Genomic DNA, 16,198 nt, shown 5'->3' with positions numbered 1-16,198 from the left:
ACATGGCCCCGTCGGATACGACGACCGACCCCACGTCCGACACCCCACACGACACGTCCGGCACCACGGCCGTGGCCATGACCCACTCGCAGATCATGAAGGCGCTGTCCGGGCTGATGCTCGGCATGTTCGTGGCGATCCTGTCCTCCACGATCGTCTCCAACGCCCTCCCCCAGATCATCAGCGACCTCGGCGGCACCCAGTCCTCGTACACCTGGGTCGTCACGGCGGCCCTGCTCTCGATGACGGCGGCCACCCCGCTGTGGGGCAAGCTGTCCGACCTCTTCAGCAAGAAGCTGCTGGTCCAGATATCCCTGGTGATCTACGTCCTCGGCTCCGTGGTCGCGGGCATGTCCCAGAACACCGGCACGCTGATCGCCTGCCGCGTGGTCCAGGGCATCGGCGTCGGCGGCCTGTCCGCCCTCGCCCAGATCGTCATGGCCGCGATGATCTCCCCGCGCGAGCGCGGCCGGTACAGCGGCTACCTCGGCGCGGTCTTCGCCGTCGCCACCGTCGGCGGCCCGCTGCTGGGCGGTGTCATCACGGACACCGAGTGGCTGGGCTGGCGCTGGTGCTTCTACGTCGGCGTGCCCTTCGCGATCATCGCGCTGATCGTCCTCCAGAAGACGCTCCGCCTCCCGGTCGTCCGCCGCGACGTCAAGGTCGACTGGCTGGGCGCCTTCCTGATCAGCGGGGCGGTCTCGCTGCTGCTGATCTGGGTCACGCAGGCCGGGGACTCGTACGCGTGGGTCTCCTGGCAGACCTGGGCGATGACGGGGGGCGCGGTGGCGCTCGGCCTGCTCTTCGTCCTCGTGGAGTCCCGTGCGAGCGACCCGATCATCCCGCTGCGGCTGTTCCGCAACAGGACCATCGCCCTCGCGTCGGCGGCTTCCCTGTTCGTGGGCATCGCGATGTTCTCGGGGACCGTGTTTTTCAGCCAGTTCTTCCAGTTGGCCCGCGGGGAGTCCCCCACGATGTCCGGAATCCTCACGATTCCGATGATCGGCGGGCTCTTCGTCTCCTCCACCGTTTCCGGTCAGGTGATCACCAAGACCGGTAAGTGGAAGGCCTGGCTCGTCTCGGGCGGTGTGCTGCTGACGGCCGGGCTCGGGCTGCTGGGCACCCTGCGCCACGACACCCCGTACTGGCAGATCTCGCTCGCCATGGTGCTGACCGGCCTCGGGCTCGGCATGATGATGCAGAACCTGGTCCTGGCCACCCAGAACCAGGTGGCCCCCGAGGACCTGGGCGCGGCCAGCTCGGTCGTCACCTTCTTCCGCTCGCTCGGCGGCGCGATGGGCGTCTCCGCCCTGGGTGCGGTCATGGCCACCCGGGTCACCCAGTACGTCAAGGACGGGCTGGCCGCACTGGGCCCGAAGGCCGCGGCCATGGGCCACGGCGGCACCGCCGGGGGCGGGATCCCGGACCTCGACAAGCTGCCCGCGCCGTTCCGTGAGGTCGTCGAGGCGGCGTACGGGCACGGCGTCGGCGATGTCTTCCTCTACGCCGCCCCCTTCTCGCTCCTCGGTCTGGTGCTGGTGCTGTTCATCAAGGAGGTCGCGCTGAAGTCCAGGCCCGCGGCCCACGCCCCGGCGGCGGCTGCCCCCGCCGAGGCGGAGACCGCCGCCGCCGGAGCCCGGCTGAAGGGCTAGTGCGGGGGGGGGCTGGCAGGGCTTCCCTGTGGATCAGGACGTGGGCGCGGTCAGGTCGTAGAAGGCCGCACCGCCCACCGTCCTGGCCGTGAAGCTCGCCTTGACCCAGCTCTCGATCCGGCTGCTGGTGCCACCGCCCGGGCCGCCGCGGACCGCCCCCTCGGGCCCTGCGGCGGCCCCGCTGCTCTGCGCGATGAAGTAGTGGATCCGCCCTTCCCGCACGTACTGCTGGAACTGCTCCAGGGTCGGCGAGGGGTCGCTGCCGTTGAAGCCGCCGAGCGGCATCACGGGCTCGCCCGAGGCCAGTTGGTAGCTCGCCGCGTTCTGCGAGCCGACCGCGGCCGCCGCCCAGGTGTACGTGCCCGCGCCGGCCCGCAGGGCCGCCTTCGCCTCGGCGCCGACCCGGGCGCCGTTCAGCAGGCCGCCGGGACCGCCCTGACCGCCACCGACGCGCTCGACGCCGCGTCCGTCCCGGCCGGCCTGGCCCTGGCCTTGACCTTGGCCCTGCGGCATCGCGCCCGGCGGCATCCCGCCCGGCAGGGCGCCGCCACCGGGGCCTCCGGCGCGCAGCTCGCCACCGGGACCGGCGCCGGGGCCGGGGATGGGGCCGCCCATCATGCCGCCGGGTCCGCCCCGGCCGCCCGCCACCGCCGGGCCGGCGGTCACGATCGACCCGGTGTGCCCGGTGCTCACGGTGGTCATGCAGTACGCGAACGGCCCGGCCAGCGCCACGCCCAGACCGACGGCGGCCACCAGCCGCACCCCCGAGCGCCCCAGCCGCGCGGCGAACGGCAGTGCGGCCGCCGCCGCGAGCAGCCCGCCCACCAGCACCGCCCAGCGCAGCCACGGCAGGTAGCCGTTGGCCCGGCCCAGCAGCACCCACGACCAGACGGCGGTCAGCACGAGCACCCCGGCCAGGGTGAACACGGCGGCCCGGCTGCCGCGTTCCTCCCACAGCACGGCCACGCCCATGCCGACCAGCGCGGCCACGAACGGCGCCAGCGCCACGGTGTAGTACTCGTGGAAGATGCCCTGCATGTAACTGAAGACCACCGCGGTGATCAACAGGGCGCCGCCCCAGGCCAGGAACGCCGCCCGGGCCATGCCCTCCAGCGAGTCGGTGGCCCGGCGGGCCCGCCAGGTGACCACGAGTCCGACCACCAGCAGCACCAGGGCCGCCGGCAGCAGCCAGGAGATCTGACCGCCGATGTTGCCCGCGAACAGCCGGTCGATGCCGGTCTCCCCCCAGCCTCCGCCCCCGGCCCTCAGGGCGGGGGCGCCCTCGGGCATGCCGTAGCCGTCCGCACCCGCCGCGGCGCCGGCCCCGCCGGTCCGCGCGCCGCCGCCGACACTGCCGGTCTCGTTGCCGCTGATCCGGCCGAGGCCGTTGTAGCCGAGGGTCAGCTCCAGGAAGGAGTTGGTCTGCGAACCGCCGATGTACGGGCGGGAGGAGGCCGGCCACAGCTCGACGATCGCGACCCACCAGCCGCCGGCCACCACCATCGCGGCCCCCGCCAGCGCCAGCTGGCCCAGGCGCCTGCGCAGCCGGGTCGGGGCGCAGACCGCGTACAGCACGGCGAGCGGCGGCAGGATCACGAAGGCCTGGAGGGTCTTGGTGAGGAAGGCGAAGCCGACGGCGACACCCGCCCAGACCAGCCAGGTGGTGCGGGCCCCGTCGAGGGCGCGCAGCACGCAGTACACGGTGACGGTCAGCAGCAGGGTCAGCAGCGCGTCGGGGTTGTTGAAGCGGAACATCAGCGCGGCCACGGGGGTGAGCGCGAAGGCGGCTCCGCTCAGCAGCGCGGCTCCCGGCCCGAACTGGCGGCGTACGGCGGCGTACAGCACGGCCGTCGTGCCGACTCCCATCAGGGCCTGCGGGACGAGGATCTGCCAGGCGCCCAGTCCGAACAGCCGGACCGACAGCATCATCGGCCACAGGGCGGCGGGAGGCTTGTCGACGGTGATGGAGTTGCCCGCGTCGGAGGAACCGAAGAAGAACGCCTTCCAGCTCTCGCTGCCCGCCTGCACGGCGGCCGAGTAGAAGGAGTTGGCGTAGCCGGAGGAGCCGAGGTCCCACAGCAGCAGTGCCGCGGTGGCGATCAGCAGCCCGGCGAGGGCGGGCCGTTCCCACCGGGGCCGGTCGACGGTGCTGCGGCCGGTACGGGACCGGGCCTCGGGGACCGGGAAGAGCGCGGGTGTGGCCGTGGTCATCGGATGTCGTCCTTCACAGGGATGTCGCGCCGCTCGGGGAAGACCCAGGCGCGCAGGAGCAGGAACCGCAGCACGGTGGCGGCCAGGTTGGCGGTGATCAGCACGGCCAGTTCGGTGCCGTGGGCGGGATCGGCGGTGGCCGTGCCGAGCGCGGCGAGGGAGCCGCTGGTCAGGGCGAGGCCGATGGCGAACACCACCAGCCCCTGGGCCTGGTGGCGCACGGCCCGGTCCCGGCCGCGCACTCCGAAGGTGAGCCGGCGGTTGGCGGCGGTGTTCGCGACGGCGGAGAGCAGCAGGGCGGCGCCGTTGGCGAGCTGCGCGCCGGCGCCGGTGCGGAAGGCGGAGTACAGCGCGAGGTAGAGCAGCGTGGACAGGGCTCCGACGGCGCAGAAGCCGAGGAGCTGGCGGGCCAGCCCGCCGTCCACCCCGGGCAGGGCGGCGCGGTCGCGCGGGTCGTCGCCGAAGGGACGGGCGAGCCGGTCCAGCGGGAGGGCGCCGACGGCCAGGGCCCGGCCCACGCGCCAGACGCCTTTGAGGTCCTCGGTGGCGGTCCTGACGATGTGGACGGTGGAATCGGGGTCGTCGACCCAGTCCACGGGCACCTCGTGGATCCGCAGCCCGGCGCGCTCGGCGAGCACCAGCATCTCGGTGTCGAAGAACCAGCCCGTGTCCTCCACCAGTGGCAGCAGCCGCTCGGCGACCTCCCGCCGGATGGCCTTGAAGCCGCACTGGGCGTCACTGAAGCGGGCGGCGAGCGAGGAGCGCAGGAGCAGGTTGTAGGCGCGGGAGACGAACTCCCGCTTCGCTCCCCGCACCACCCGCGCGGAGCGGGCGAGGCGGGTGCCGATGGCCAGGTCGGAATGGCCGGAGATCAGCGGTGCGACCAGCGGCAGCAGTGCGTTGAGGTCGGTGGACAGGTCGACGTCCATGTAGGCGAGGACAGGGGCGTCGGAGCCGGACCAGACGGTGCGCAGGGCCCTGCCGCGGCCCTTCGCCTCGAGCCGGATGCTCCGTACGCCGTCCAGGGCGGCGGCGAGAGAGGCGGCGACCTCGGGGGTGGCGTCCGTGCTCGCGTTGTCGGCGACCGTGATCCGGAAGGGGTAGGGGAAGGTACGGGTGAGGTGCTCGTGGAGCCGGCGCACGCACGGGCCGAGGTCCTTCTCCTCGTTGAAGACCGGGATCACCACGTCGAGCACGGGCTCGCCGGCTACGGGCGCGAGGGGCGCCCGTGCCGGAAGGGCCCCGGTGGAGGTGTCGGTTCGCATGGTCCGACACTCGCCGGGGGGCCTGTCACCTCCGTGTGGTGAGCCTGTGTCCCGTCTTTGAATCCCGGGCGGGTCCACCCTCGGACCCGGCAGCGCCTGCGGAGGCAGGGGCGGATGCGGGGTCCGGGGCGTACGGCAGCAGGACCTCGAAGCAGGTCCGCCCGGGCTCGCTGCGTACGCCGACTTGCCCGCCGTGCGCCTCGACCACGGCCTGGACGATGGCCAGGCCGAGTCCGGTGGAGCCTCCCGCGCGGGAGCGGGAGGCGTCGCCGCGGGCGAAACGCTCGAAGACACGGGGGAGCAGCTCGGGCGCGATGCCGGGCCCGTCGTCCTCGACGCGCAGCCGGACGGCGGATGTTTCACGTGAAACATGCGCGGTGACCGTGGTGCCGGGCGGGGTGTGCATACGGGCGTTGGCGAGCAGGTTGACCAGGACCTGCTGGATCCGGGCCGGGTCGGCGCGGACGGGCGCGGGCTCGTCGGGCAGGCTCAGGCGCCAGTGGTGCCCGGGCCCGGCGGCCCGGGCGTCGCTGACGGCGTCGACGAGGAGCGGGACCAGGTCGGTGTCCGTGTCGGCCCCGTCGGCGGCGGGCGGGCGGCCCGCGTCGAGCCGGGCCAGCAGCAGCAGGTCCTCGACCAGGCCGGTCATCCGGGTGGCCTCGGACTCGATCCGGCCCAGGGCGTGCCGGGTGTCGGGGCCGGGCTCCTCCCGCCCGCGGCGGGTCAGTTCGGCGTAACCGCGGATGGAGGCCAGCGGGGTGCGCAGCTCGTGGCTGGCGTCGGCGACGAACTGGCGGACCCGCGTCTCGCTCTGCTGGCGGGCCGTGAGCGCGGAGGAGACGTGGCCCAGCATGCGGTTGAGGGCCGCGCCGACCTGGCCCACCTCCGTGCGCGGGTCGGCCTCGGCGTCCGGGACCCGCTCGTGGAGGGCGGGTTCGCCCCGGTGCAGGGGCAGTTCGGAGACGCGGGTGGCGGTGGCGGCCACCCGGCGCAGCGGCCGCAGGGCGACCCCGACGAGGGCCTGCCCGGCGAGCGAGGCCGCGATCAGCCCGGCCAGGGTGACGCAGACCTCGACCACGACCAGGGTGCGCACGGTGGAGTCCACCTCGCGCAGCGGGAAGCCGAGGACGATGCTCCCGTCGGGGCCGGTCAGCACCCGGTAGGCGCCCAGGCCCGGGAGCTCCGCGTCCACGGCCCCGGCCGGGCCCCGCGCGGCCTCGCGTCCGGCGTCGGCGAGGGCCTTGCTCTGGGCCTCGGTGAGCGGCGGCACCTGGACGGGCGGCCAGCCGTCGGTACGGGCGGTGCGCGCGGTCGCGAGCACCGCGCCGTCGGCACCCAGGCGCATGCCGGCGGCGTCCAGCGGGCTGCCGGGGGGCAGGGAGAATCCGCCGCTGCTCTCCCGGGCCGGCCTGCCGCCGGGGTGGGTGGCCATCTTGACGGCGGTGCGCAGCTGTTCGTCGAGCTGGGTGACCAGGTACGAGCGCAGGGCGAGCGTGGTGACGGTCCCGATGGCCGCCCCCACCACGGCGATCAGCGCCACCGCCGAGACGACGAGCCGGGTCCGCAGCGACCAGGGCCGTCGGGTGCGCGTCCGCCCCGAGGTGCGCCTCCCGCCTTCGGGCCCACGCCATCGGGGCCCACGCCATCGGGTCCGGAAGGCCATTACTCCGCCGGCTTGATCAGGTAGCCGGCGCCGCGCCGGGTGTGGATCATCCCCGGCAGGCCGGGCCCGCTCTCCAGCTTCCTGCGCAGGTAGGAGATGTAGAGCTCGACCACGTTGGCCTGGCCGCCGAAGTCGTACGACCACACCCGGTCGAGGATCTGCGCCTTGCTCAGCACCCGCCGCGGGTTGCGCATCAGGTAGCGCAGCAGCTCGAACTCGGTGGCGGTCAGGTGGATCTCCCGCCCGCCCCGCACCACCTCGTGGCTGTCCTCGTCGAGCCGCAGGTCCCCGACGGCTAGGACGGAGCCGCTGCGCGCCGCCTGCGCCGCGCCCGAGCGCCGGACCAGGCCGCGCAGCCGGGCCACGACCTCCTCCAGGCTGAAGGGCTTGGTGACGTAGTCGTCGCCGCCCGCCGTGAGGCCCGCGATCCGGTCCTCCACGGAGTCCTTCGCGGTCAGGAACAGCACGGGGACGTGGGGGAGCTCGCGGCGCAGCCGGCCGAGGACGGCGAGGCCGTCCATGTCGGGGAGCATGACGTCGAGGACCACCACGTCCGGACGGAACGCGCGCGCCGCCCGTACCGCGCCGGCCCCGTCGCCGGCGCTGCGGACCTCGCAGCCCTCGTAGCGCAGCGCCATGGACAGCAGCTCGGAGAGCGAGGCCTCGTCGTCGACGACGAGCACCCGGCAGGGCCCGCCGTCCGGCCGCACCAGGGCCGTGGGGTTGCTGGTGGACGTGGACGCGTGGGTGGTGGTCGTCGCAGTCATACCGGACACGCTGTCCGGTGCCTCTGAAACCTTTCTTGTCCCTACCTGTGAATTTCCTGAGAAACGGGTCCGGGTCCGTGGTCGAGGCGGAACAGCCGGGCGGCGTTGTCGTGGCAGACCGCCCGCAGCCAGTGGTCCCCGAGGCCGAGCCGTTCGAGGGCGTCGAGCTGGTGCTCGTACGGGTAGGGGATGTTCGGGAAGTCGGTGCCGAGCAGGATCCGGTCGCCGAGGTCCGCGAGCCGCCCGAGCTCACCGGGCGGGAAGCCGCCGAACCGCTCGGAGAAGTCGGTGAAGGCCATGGTGGTGTCCAGGCGCACCTCGGCGTACCGGTCGGCGAGGTCGAGGAAGTCGGCGTACTCGGGCAAGCCCATGTGGGCGATGACGAGCGGCAGCCGCGGGTGGCGGGCCAGGAGCCGGGCGATCGGATCGGCTCCGGTGTGCTTGCCGGGGACGGGCCCCGAGCCGCAGTGGATCACGGTCGGGATCCCGGCCTCGGCCAGCAGTCCCCAGACGGGGTCGAGCCGGTCGTCGTTCGGGTCGTAGGCGCCGACCTGGAGGTGGGCCTTGAAGATCCGGGCCCCCGCGTCGACGGCTCGGCGGACGTACGGGACCACGCCCTCCTCCGGGAAGAAGGTCGCGGTGTGCAGGCAGTCGGGGGTGCGGGCGGCGAAATCGGCGGACCAGGCGTTGAGCCAGGCCGCCATCGCCGGCTTGTGCGGGTAGAGCATCGCGGTGAAGGCTCGGACGCCGAACTCCCGCAGCAGCGCGACGCGCTGCTCCTCCTCGTGCCGGTAGGTGATGGGCCAGGCGACGCCGGTCAGCGGGCCGACGGCGTCGAAGTAGTCCCACACCTTGTCCAGGACCCGCGCGGGCATGAAGTGCGTGTGGACGTCGACGAGTCCGGGGATCCCGAGGCGCTGCCGGAAGGCGCGGACCGCCTCAGCCGTTGCGGGCAAAGCCGTGGCTCCGCTCGACGGTCGCGACGTGCAGGGTGTAGCTCTCGTACCAGTCGGCGCGGCCCTGCTTCATGGCCGCCTGGTGTTCCAGGTCCTGGCGCCACACGGCGAGGGACTCGTGGTCGCGGAAGTAGGCGACGGTGATGCCGAGGCCGCCAGGGGTGCGCGCGGACTCGTAGCCGAGGAAGCCGGGATTCGCCTGGACGATCTCGTTCATCCGGGCGAGGGTCTCGGGGTAACCGCTGTCGTCGTCGGTGCGGACATTGCTGAAGACGGCCATGACGTAAGGCGGTTCGAAGGCCGCCACCGGCTGGATGCTCATGCCCACCACCCTCGGCGCCGTCCCCCTGGCATGTCCACCGGAAAGGGTGCGCGAAGGCGAAAGGGATCCAAGTTTTGACCCGGGACCGCGGACACCGTGGCGGACCGCGGGCACCGTCGCGGACCGGTGGCCGCCGGTGGCCGCCGGTGTCAGAAGAGTCCGTCCTGCTCGGCGGGCGGCCGCGCGGCCGCGGCCGGGATCTCCGCCGCCGGTGCCGAGGTCGCCGCCCCCGCGTCCTGCGCGGCGGTGAGCTCCCACCCGGCCAGCAACCGGGTGTCGACCACCAGCCCGTCCGCGAGGTGCAGATCGGGACCGGCCGCGCCCGCCAGCCGGCCGACGACGGCCCCGCCGGGGACCATCTCGGTGAGCACCCGCGCGGGGGCGGGCAGGGCGTCCAGTGCGAACGCCGCCGCGTGGTCGGTGACTTCGCACGCCAGCCGCTCCAGCGACTCGGGCCAGTCGGCCAGCGCCGCCGCCCGGGCGTGCAGCTCCGCGACCTCCGCCGCGCGTTCCGCCGCCGGCGCCAGCCCGGCCCGCACGGCGCGCTTGCGGGCGTAGGCGATCCGGTCCGGCACCCCGAGCGCCGCCCGCAGCAGTTCCTCGGTGCGCCGCGCGGCCATCAGCGGGCCGCGTCCGAGCCAGGCCCAGGCCACCGCCCCTTGCTCCAGCAGCCGGGCCGGGCCCCGCTCCTCGGCGGTGATCCCGACCTTGACCATGCCGGGCCCGAACCAGGCCAGGTAGACGCGGTAGGTGCGCGGATCGGCGGCGTTGGTGTCGGCCGCCACCGAGAAGGACCGGTCGAGGCGGGCGCACGCGGGGCACTGCGCGTTCGCGGCGCGCCCGGGCACGGTGGCCGCCGTGGGGCAGGGCGTCCGCTTCCCGGCCCGCCGCACGCCGAGGCACCGCCGCTCGCCACCCGCGACGAAGGCCAGCCGCTGCCCGTACGCGAGCACGCTCGCCCGCTCGCCGCGGCCCTGCCCGTACCAGCCGATGGCGGGGCCGCCGTCCTGCCACCGGATCCCGGTGCACCACCAGGTCACAGCGGGAGGGGCCGCTCGAAGAACGTGTCCAGGACGACGGTGGCGTGCGTACCGTTGACGCCGTCGATGGCGTAGAGCCGGCGCAGGACGTCCTGGAGCTGCTCGGTCGACGCCGTGCGCACCTTGACGAGCACGGACGCGCTGCCCGCGATGACGTGGGCCTCCTGGATCTCCGGGATCGCGGCGAAGTCCGCGCCGGACTCGCCGATCCAGGCGTTGGAGTCGACCATCACGTAGGCGAGGACCCCGCTGCCGACGGCGGCCGGGTCGACGTCGATGGTGGTCCGCCGGATCACCCCGCGCTCGCGCAGTTTGCGTACGCGCTCATGGGTCGCTCCGGCCGAAAGCCCGACGGCCGTGCCCAGAGCGGCGTACGACTGGCCGGCGTCCTCCTGCAGGCGCAGGACGAGCGCCCGGTCGATGTCGTCCACGCGATCTTCCTCTCATGGGCCTGTCGACCCTTGCGAAGACGGTACCTGATCCTGCAATCTCAACATCAGACCGAACAAAATTCGGCAATACTCTTTCAGGGGGAATCATGTCTGCCATAGCCGACCTCACCTTGTACGAGGTCCTGGACGAGCGCTTCCAGACAGGCCGCTGCGCCAACGGCGACGCCCGGCTGGAGCGGCTCCACGACGACTGCCGCTGGGCGGAGGGGCCGCTCTACCTGCCCGCCTGGCGCCAGCTGGTGTGGAGCGACATCCCCAACGACCGCATGCTGCGCTGGGACGAGGCGACCGGCGCGGTCTCCGTCTTCCGCTCCCCGGCCGGCCACCCCAACGGCAACACCCTGGACCGTGAAGGCCGCCTGATCACCTGTGAGCAGGGCAACCGGCGCGTCACCCGCACCGAACCGAACGGGAGCCTGACCGTCATCGCCGACCGCTTCGACGGCAAGCGGCTCAACAGCCCGAACGACGCCGTGGTCCGTTCGGACGGCTCCATCTGGTTCTCCGACCCGGACTTCGGCATCACCAGCGACTACGAGGGCCACCGCGCGCCCAGCGAGATCGGCGCCTGCAACCTCTACCGGGCCGACCCCGCGACGGGCCGGGTCACGCTGGTCGCCGACGGCTTCCTCGGGCCCAACGGCCTCGTCTTCTCCCCCGACGAGAGCGAGCTGTACGCGGCGGACACCCGGGCGGGCCACATCCGCGCCTTCAAGGTCGCCGACGACGGCACCCTCACCGACGACCGGATCTTCACCACCTGCCCCCGCGTCGACAACATCCGCTTCGACGACGAGGGCCGCCTGTGGGCGGCCGCGATGGAGAACGGCGTCCAGTGCCACGCGGCGGACGGCACCCTCATCGGCCGCCTGCGCGTCCCCGAACCCGTCTCGAACATCACCTTCGGCGGCCCCAAGAACAACCGCCTCTTCATCACCGCCACCACGTCCCTCTACTCCCTGGTGATGTCGGTGACCGGCCTCCCCCGGGTCCTCTGAGGAAACCCGCCCGGGCAGAAGTGCCGGCGTGACCTCCTTCTATGCAGGAGTGGCTCGCTGCTCTGAACTGGGCACGCCGGGCCTGCCCTGCGACGGTACGAACCCGGTTCCCTCGACCCGGCCGGGCTCCCGCCGTCCCACCCCGGTGCGCCGCGCCGCGCGTCGCCACAGGTGGGGCAGGAAGGCGTAGAAGCGGTCGGGAAGGAACACCGCGTCCGCGATGATCATCGCGCCGGAGAAGAGGGGCAGCCCCAAGAGCACCGCGATACCGATGTGCATGCCCAGCAGCACGGCCAGAACGGGATACTTGAGCTTGCCGAACAGCACGAACGGAAAGGCGACCTGCAGGAGCACCGTCACGTAGCTGGCGACCGCGATCACCATCGGGTACCCGTCCACGAGGTGGGAGAGCTCCGGCCAGGGCTGGAAGAGTTCGAGGTTCAGCGCGTAGTGGAGAGCGGTGCCACCGCCCCAGGTCGGGCCCTGGATCTTGTACAGCCCGGCTGATCCGTAGAGGAAGCAGACCTGCGCCGCGATGACGAAGATGCCGCAGTTGTGCATCACCGTCGTCAGCGTCACCCGGGCCTCGCACAGTTGCCGGACGTAGAGGCCCCTCACCGGCTCCGGTGCGTGGCCCGCGCGGGCGGTCTTGAGCCGGTTTCTGCGTGCGTCCAGGGACCAGCGCCGACCGGAGGCGGTGAGGACGAGGTAGAGGGCCATCAACAGGATCAGGTTGTCGCCGCCGTCCGTCATGAAGATCGACCGGGCGTGGAACGAGGTCACGACGACGGCGAAGAGGACGGACAGGGCGCGGGTCCGCCAGCCCAGCATGAACAGCGCGGACGTGGCGAGGGCCATCACGTAGCAGAGTTCGAAGTAGGCCCGGCTCTCGGACAGGATCAGGATGCTGTTCCAGCCCGTCTGGTCGAAGAGCTGGTGCGCCAGCGCCGGTGTCCACGGGGAGCCGGGGCCCCAGATCTCGTCCCGGTGCGGGAACTCGCGCAACAGGAAGATCAGATAGAGCAGCCCGTAGCCGATGCGCAGCACCGACGCGGCGTACAGGGACGTGGGCCGGTCGGTGAGCAGCGCCCACAGGGCGCCGGCCCGGCCGAGCAGCCACCGGTGGGCCGCGACCGCGACCGACGTCTCCTGGATCGCGGGCCGGTGCGGCGTGGCCGCCGCGGAAGGGGGCTGGGGGATCTGCTCATTTCCCATGGGCGGTCACCTTCCACCAGGGCAGGAGCCGGTCCTCGATGGGTGCCGGCGGGCGGTTCCCGGCCGCTGTGCCGGGCGCGGCGACGGGCAGCGTGACGACCCGAAGCTGGATGAAGTCGAAGGTGCTGCCGCCCTCGTGGGCGGCGACGCGGTCCGCGGCGACGTTGCGCAGGTACTCCCGCAACATCACGGCCCGTTCCGAGCGCGACGTATCGCTGCCTCCGTGGGCCTCGACGTACGAGGTCCAGGCGCGGCGCAGGAGGTTCTGAGACGTATGGCTCGGGAAGGGATGGTGATCCACTGCGGATTGGTCCACGGCGGCCAGGTCGAACCAGGGGGTCACCCGCACCGATCCGCCGGCGTCGGTGTGCGAGGTCCTCGCCAGGATTTTCCGGTTGAAGGAATCGGGGTCCGGGGCGAAGAGTCGCCAGTTCTGTTCGAAGAGCGGGTACACCCAGCCGTTGACCTGCTGGCTGTACCGCTTCGATACAGGGTTGGCGGGAGCGACGTGAAGGAACACCATGACGACGTGGACGAGGGTCGTCACCAGACAGAGGACCACGGCGGTGTGCACCCCTGCTTGCAGTACACGAACACCCATGGACCCTTTATGGGGTCTGACCGCTTCGTCATGGAGCTGTGGGGGGAACGGACCGGAATCGGACTGATGGAGTTCCTTCACGGCCGCTGATTCAATTCCGCTCGACACCGCCCACCCGGTCTTTCTCATGTCTGCTCTTCGCTGAGGTCGCTGCGACTCTCACCGACGGCGCGCGGCGGATTCGTGAGGATTCCGCCGCGCGCCGCCGTCATCCGATGAAGGGGCTGCGTGCAGCCTGCTGCCTAGCCTTCGTGGCCTTCGTGGCCCTCGTGGCCCTCGTGGCCTTCGTGACCTTCGTGGCCCTCGTGGCCCTCGTGACCTTCGTGGCCCTCGTGACCCTCGGGGCCTTCCGGGCCTTCGGGCTTGTCGCCGTAGCCGTAGTGGTCGCCGGGCTTCCCGCCGTGGTCGTGTCCGTGGCCGTGGAACGGCCCGCCCTGGTCGTCTCCCGGCCCGCCGGGCTGACCGCCGTGCCCGCCGGTGATGTTCCCCCCGGTGATGGTCCCGCCGGTCGTGTTCCCGTTGCCCTTGTTCCCGGCCGTGTTGCCCGCGGTGTTTCCGCTGGTGTTGCCGGAGATGTTCCCCGAGCTGCCGCCGGTCACGAGGCCGATGTTCGGTCCGCCCAGGAGGCCACCACCGATCAGACCCACGGTCGTACCGGTCGTCGATCCGCCGGTCGGCGCTCCGGGGGTCGGCGCTCCGGGCGTCGGGCCGGCGCTCGTTCCGGTGGTCGTGCCCGTCGTCGTTCCGGTGGTCGTGCCCGTCGTCGTTCCGCCAGTGGCACACGCACCGAGGAAGATCCTGTTGGTGTCGAGCGTCACGGCACCGTTACGGGCCAGCGCACGGCCCTCGATGTTCGTCCCCGTGGTGACGCTGATGGAGGTCAGGGCCATGAGGGTGCCGACGAAGGTGGAGTTGGTACCGAGGGTGGCCGAACTCCCGATCTGCCAGTACACGTTGCACGCCGAAGCGCCGTTCGTGAGGAGCACCCGGCTGCTGGAGGCCGTCGTCAGGGCTTCGGGGATCTGGAACACCCAGACGGCGTTGGGGTCTCCCCCGGCGTCCAGGATCAGGTCGCCGGTGAGTCCGACACCGGCGACAGCGGTGTGGACCCCCGGAAGCAGCGTCTGGCCGGCGCCGATCCCCGCCGCGAGCGCGAAGTCCGTGGCCTGGCCTGCGGCGTTGTTGTACGCCGTCACCAGGTCGGACTTGGCCTGAAGTGCCACAGCGTCCGCGGCGTGCACGGCCCCGAGGATCAAGCCGGGCGGGAATCCGGAGATGGACGGGTTCGGGTGGGTCCCCAGGTCGTGACCGATCACGGAGGGTCCGGTGTTGGTAACGCCTTGCCCCGCCAGAACGGAAAAGCTGGCGGCTGTTCCGAGAGGCACGGGTGTCGCAATGGCCAGTGCCTGTGTCGGCAATCCGGCGACCATGACAGCGGCAACCATTGCGGCGACGGCCGAGGTGAGCCAGCCAGTCAGCCGGCCGGAAAGAGTGCGGCGCCGAGCCGCTTGGATTCTCAGCTTCATCAAGAGGCCATTTCCTGTGCGGAGCCGTGGCGTACCGGGCCTTACCGTTCGCCCGAGAAGCCCTGGTGTGTCGGTGCCGCATATTACGCAGGTAATTTCGCGCGCCGGGCGCTGGGCAAGACATGGAGGGGGATTAATACAAACACATTCATCAGCACGAAGCGCGATGAAAATAATGAAACTCAGATGGTCGATAATCCGACATGGACCCTGATGCCGAGGCCGCGATTAACTCATAAGAGGCAGCCCCGCACACCTGCGCCATAAATCCAATGCCGCCACACGCGGAGGTGTGCCGCCAGTCAGGTGATCTCGCGAAACCGCGAAGGCGGGCGTGGCGGCCGGTACGTCGTCCCGGCGCCCGGCTCCGGCGCAGCGGAGCCACCGCCCTCCCCGATGCGGAGCGACCGGAGAGGTGCGGACCCGGCGGAAACGCCAGAGGGCCCGGACTTTCGTCCGGGCCCTCTGGGCTGCTGTGCACTCGGCAGGATTCGAACCTGCAACCTTCTGATCCGTAGTCAGATGCTCTATCCGTTAAGCTACGAGTGCTTGGGCTTCCCGGGGTTTTGCGCCCCGTTGGCCTTGCGAGAACAACAATACATGGACCTCGCCGGGACGCGAAATCCATTGCCCGCACCCCTGCTGACCTGCGGAAACGACCCGGACGAAGATCGTCCGGATGGGTTCGCACACAGGTCGGGGCGGACCGGATCGGCCCGGAACGCATCGAAGCCCCGGTCCGTCAGGACCGGGGCTTCGATGAGGTGCGGAGGCGGAGGGATTTGAACCCTCGATGGGGTGTAAGCCCCAAACCGCATTAGCAGTGCGGCGCCATAGACCGGACTAGGCGACGCCTCCAGCACACCCCCGCGTACGAAGGTGCGTGCAGATGATGACACAGGCGCAGGGCCCCTCACCAATCCGCTCCCACGGTACAAGGCCGGGAGGCCCGAGGGCAAAGCCTTAAGGCCGTCGCGCGGGCCCCCGCCAAAACCCGCTCGCGCGCAACGTCGGCGCACCCCCGTCGTTGGTCAGGCGTACGACGTACGGACGACCTGGAGTGCCCCATGCTGCGTCTCGCCGCCTTCGCCGTCACCTCCGCCCTGGCCGCCGTGGCCGCCGGGCCGCTGCCCCCACTGCCCCTGGGACGTCTGCTGGCGGGCCCGGGCCCCGACCGCCTCACCATCGAGATGGCCGACACGGGCAACCGCCGGCTGGACCGCGAGTTCCACATCGAGTGCGACCCCGTCGGCGGCGACCACCCCTGGCGCGAGCAGGCCTGCGCCAGGCTGGACCAGCTCGCCGAGGAGGGCAAGGACCCCTTCGCCCCGGTCGCCAAGCGACAGGTCTGCTCCCTTCAGTACGGGGGCCCCGCCACCGCCCACATCTCCGGAACCTGGCACGGGCACACCGTGGACGCCACGTTCCGGCGGACCAACGGATGCGAAATCGCCCGCTGGAACGACTTGGAACCTCTGCTTCCGACTGGGCGTTCCTGACCTGGGAGGATGCACAGGATGGGCGGTATCC

At 71.9% G+C, this 16,198-nt stretch carries 14 protein-coding genes and 2 tRNA genes; 3 read left to right on the top strand and 13 right to left on the bottom strand.

Annotated features, from left to right (window positions below):
* Positions 1 to 2 precede the first annotated feature (2 nt).
* A complete protein-coding gene (locus tag ACF059_RS21270) occupies positions 3 to 1,652 on the top strand; it encodes an MDR family MFS transporter (RefSeq protein WP_392059366.1) in 1,650 nt (549 codons plus the stop codon).
* Between the two features lie 33 nt (positions 1,653 to 1,685).
* On the opposite strand, the gene ACF059_RS21265 is transcribed toward ACF059_RS21270, so the two are convergent.
* From ACF059_RS21265 to ACF059_RS21230, 8 genes are all read right to left on the bottom strand, one after another.
* Entirely contained in the window at positions 1,686 to 3,863 is a 2,178-nt protein-coding gene (locus tag ACF059_RS21265; RefSeq protein WP_392059363.1) for an ArnT family glycosyltransferase, read from the bottom strand.
* On the bottom strand, positions 3,860 to 5,128 hold the full coding sequence (locus ACF059_RS21260; RefSeq protein ID WP_392059360.1) for a glycosyltransferase: 1,269 nt from the start codon (positions 5,126 to 5,128) through the stop codon (positions 3,860 to 3,862). The genes ACF059_RS21265 and ACF059_RS21260 overlap by 4 nt, the downstream gene beginning before the upstream one ends.
* Before the next feature lie 25 nt (positions 5,129 to 5,153).
* Positions 5,154 to 6,791 carry a sensor histidine kinase gene (locus ACF059_RS21255; RefSeq protein WP_392059357.1) on the bottom strand — a complete coding sequence of 546 codons (1,638 nt, stop codon included), beginning with the start codon at positions 6,789 to 6,791 and terminating at the stop codon, positions 5,154 to 5,156.
* Positions 6,791 to 7,558: a response regulator transcription factor gene (locus ACF059_RS21250; protein WP_361939826.1), complete on the bottom strand. Its 768-nt coding sequence runs from the start codon at positions 7,556 to 7,558 to the stop codon at positions 6,791 to 6,793. The genes ACF059_RS21255 and ACF059_RS21250 overlap by 1 nt, the downstream gene beginning before the upstream one ends.
* A 41-nt stretch (positions 7,559 to 7,599) precedes the next feature.
* The gene (locus ACF059_RS21245; RefSeq protein ID WP_392059354.1) at positions 7,600 to 8,514 is read right to left on the bottom strand and encodes an amidohydrolase family protein; all 915 of its coding nucleotides are present in this window, start codon (positions 8,512 to 8,514) and stop codon (positions 7,600 to 7,602) included.
* Positions 8,498 to 8,836 carry an antibiotic biosynthesis monooxygenase gene (locus ACF059_RS21240; protein WP_360898873.1) on the bottom strand — a complete coding sequence of 113 codons (339 nt, stop codon included), beginning with the start codon at positions 8,834 to 8,836 and terminating at the stop codon, positions 8,498 to 8,500. The genes ACF059_RS21245 and ACF059_RS21240 overlap by 17 nt, the downstream gene beginning before the upstream one ends.
* 149 nt (positions 8,837 to 8,985) lie before the next feature.
* Positions 8,986 to 9,876 (bottom strand): DUF2797 domain-containing protein, encoded by an 891-nt coding sequence (locus ACF059_RS21235; protein WP_392059351.1) that lies wholly within the window; start codon positions 9,874 to 9,876, stop codon positions 8,986 to 8,988.
* Positions 9,873 to 10,307: an Lrp/AsnC family transcriptional regulator gene (locus ACF059_RS21230; RefSeq protein ID WP_361939838.1), complete on the bottom strand. Its 435-nt coding sequence runs from the start codon at positions 10,305 to 10,307 to the stop codon at positions 9,873 to 9,875. Before ACF059_RS21230 ends, ACF059_RS21235 begins: the two co-directional genes overlap by 4 nt.
* A 107-nt stretch (positions 10,308 to 10,414) precedes the next feature.
* Between ACF059_RS21230 and ACF059_RS21225 the strand changes: the two genes are divergently transcribed.
* Complete coding sequence (locus ACF059_RS21225; RefSeq protein ID WP_392059348.1) at positions 10,415 to 11,326, top strand: SMP-30/gluconolactonase/LRE family protein; 912 nt, start codon at positions 10,415 to 10,417, stop codon at positions 11,324 to 11,326.
* Between the two features lie 39 nt (positions 11,327 to 11,365).
* Here the strand turns inward: ACF059_RS21225 and ACF059_RS21220 are convergent, their stop codons facing one another.
* From ACF059_RS21220 to ACF059_RS21200, 5 genes are all read right to left on the bottom strand, one after another.
* Positions 11,366 to 12,541 carry an HTTM domain-containing protein gene (locus tag ACF059_RS21220; RefSeq protein ID WP_392059345.1) on the bottom strand — a complete coding sequence of 392 codons (1,176 nt, stop codon included), beginning with the start codon at positions 12,539 to 12,541 and terminating at the stop codon, positions 11,366 to 11,368.
* Complete coding sequence (locus ACF059_RS21215; RefSeq protein ID WP_392059342.1) at positions 12,531 to 13,142, bottom strand: DUF5819 family protein; 612 nt, start codon at positions 13,140 to 13,142, stop codon at positions 12,531 to 12,533. Before ACF059_RS21215 ends, ACF059_RS21220 begins: the two co-directional genes overlap by 11 nt.
* Positions 13,143 to 13,384: 242 nt before the next feature.
* Positions 13,385 to 14,668 carry an ice-binding family protein gene (locus tag ACF059_RS21210; protein ID WP_392059339.1) on the bottom strand — a complete coding sequence of 428 codons (1,284 nt, stop codon included), beginning with the start codon at positions 14,666 to 14,668 and terminating at the stop codon, positions 13,385 to 13,387.
* Between the two features lie 476 nt (positions 14,669 to 15,144).
* A tRNA-Arg gene (locus ACF059_RS21205) sits at positions 15,145 to 15,217 on the bottom strand.
* A 218-nt stretch (positions 15,218 to 15,435) separates the two neighbouring features.
* A tRNA-Ser gene (locus ACF059_RS21200) sits at positions 15,436 to 15,526 on the bottom strand.
* Positions 15,527 to 15,735: 209 nt separating this feature from the next.
* Between ACF059_RS21200 and ACF059_RS21195 the strand changes: the two genes are divergently transcribed.
* Positions 15,736 to 16,167, top strand: coding sequence for an SSI family serine proteinase inhibitor (locus ACF059_RS21195; protein WP_392059336.1), 432 nt, complete (start codon positions 15,736 to 15,738; stop codon positions 16,165 to 16,167).
* Positions 16,168 to 16,198: the final 31 nt, after the last annotated feature.

Source organism: Streptomyces sp. NPDC016562 (genome assembly GCF_043076955.1).
GTDB lineage: Bacteria > Actinomycetota > Actinomycetes > Streptomycetales > Streptomycetaceae > Streptomyces.
The sequence above is the reverse complement of the archived record's forward strand: the minus strand, read 5'-3'. Positions and strand labels throughout refer to the sequence as shown.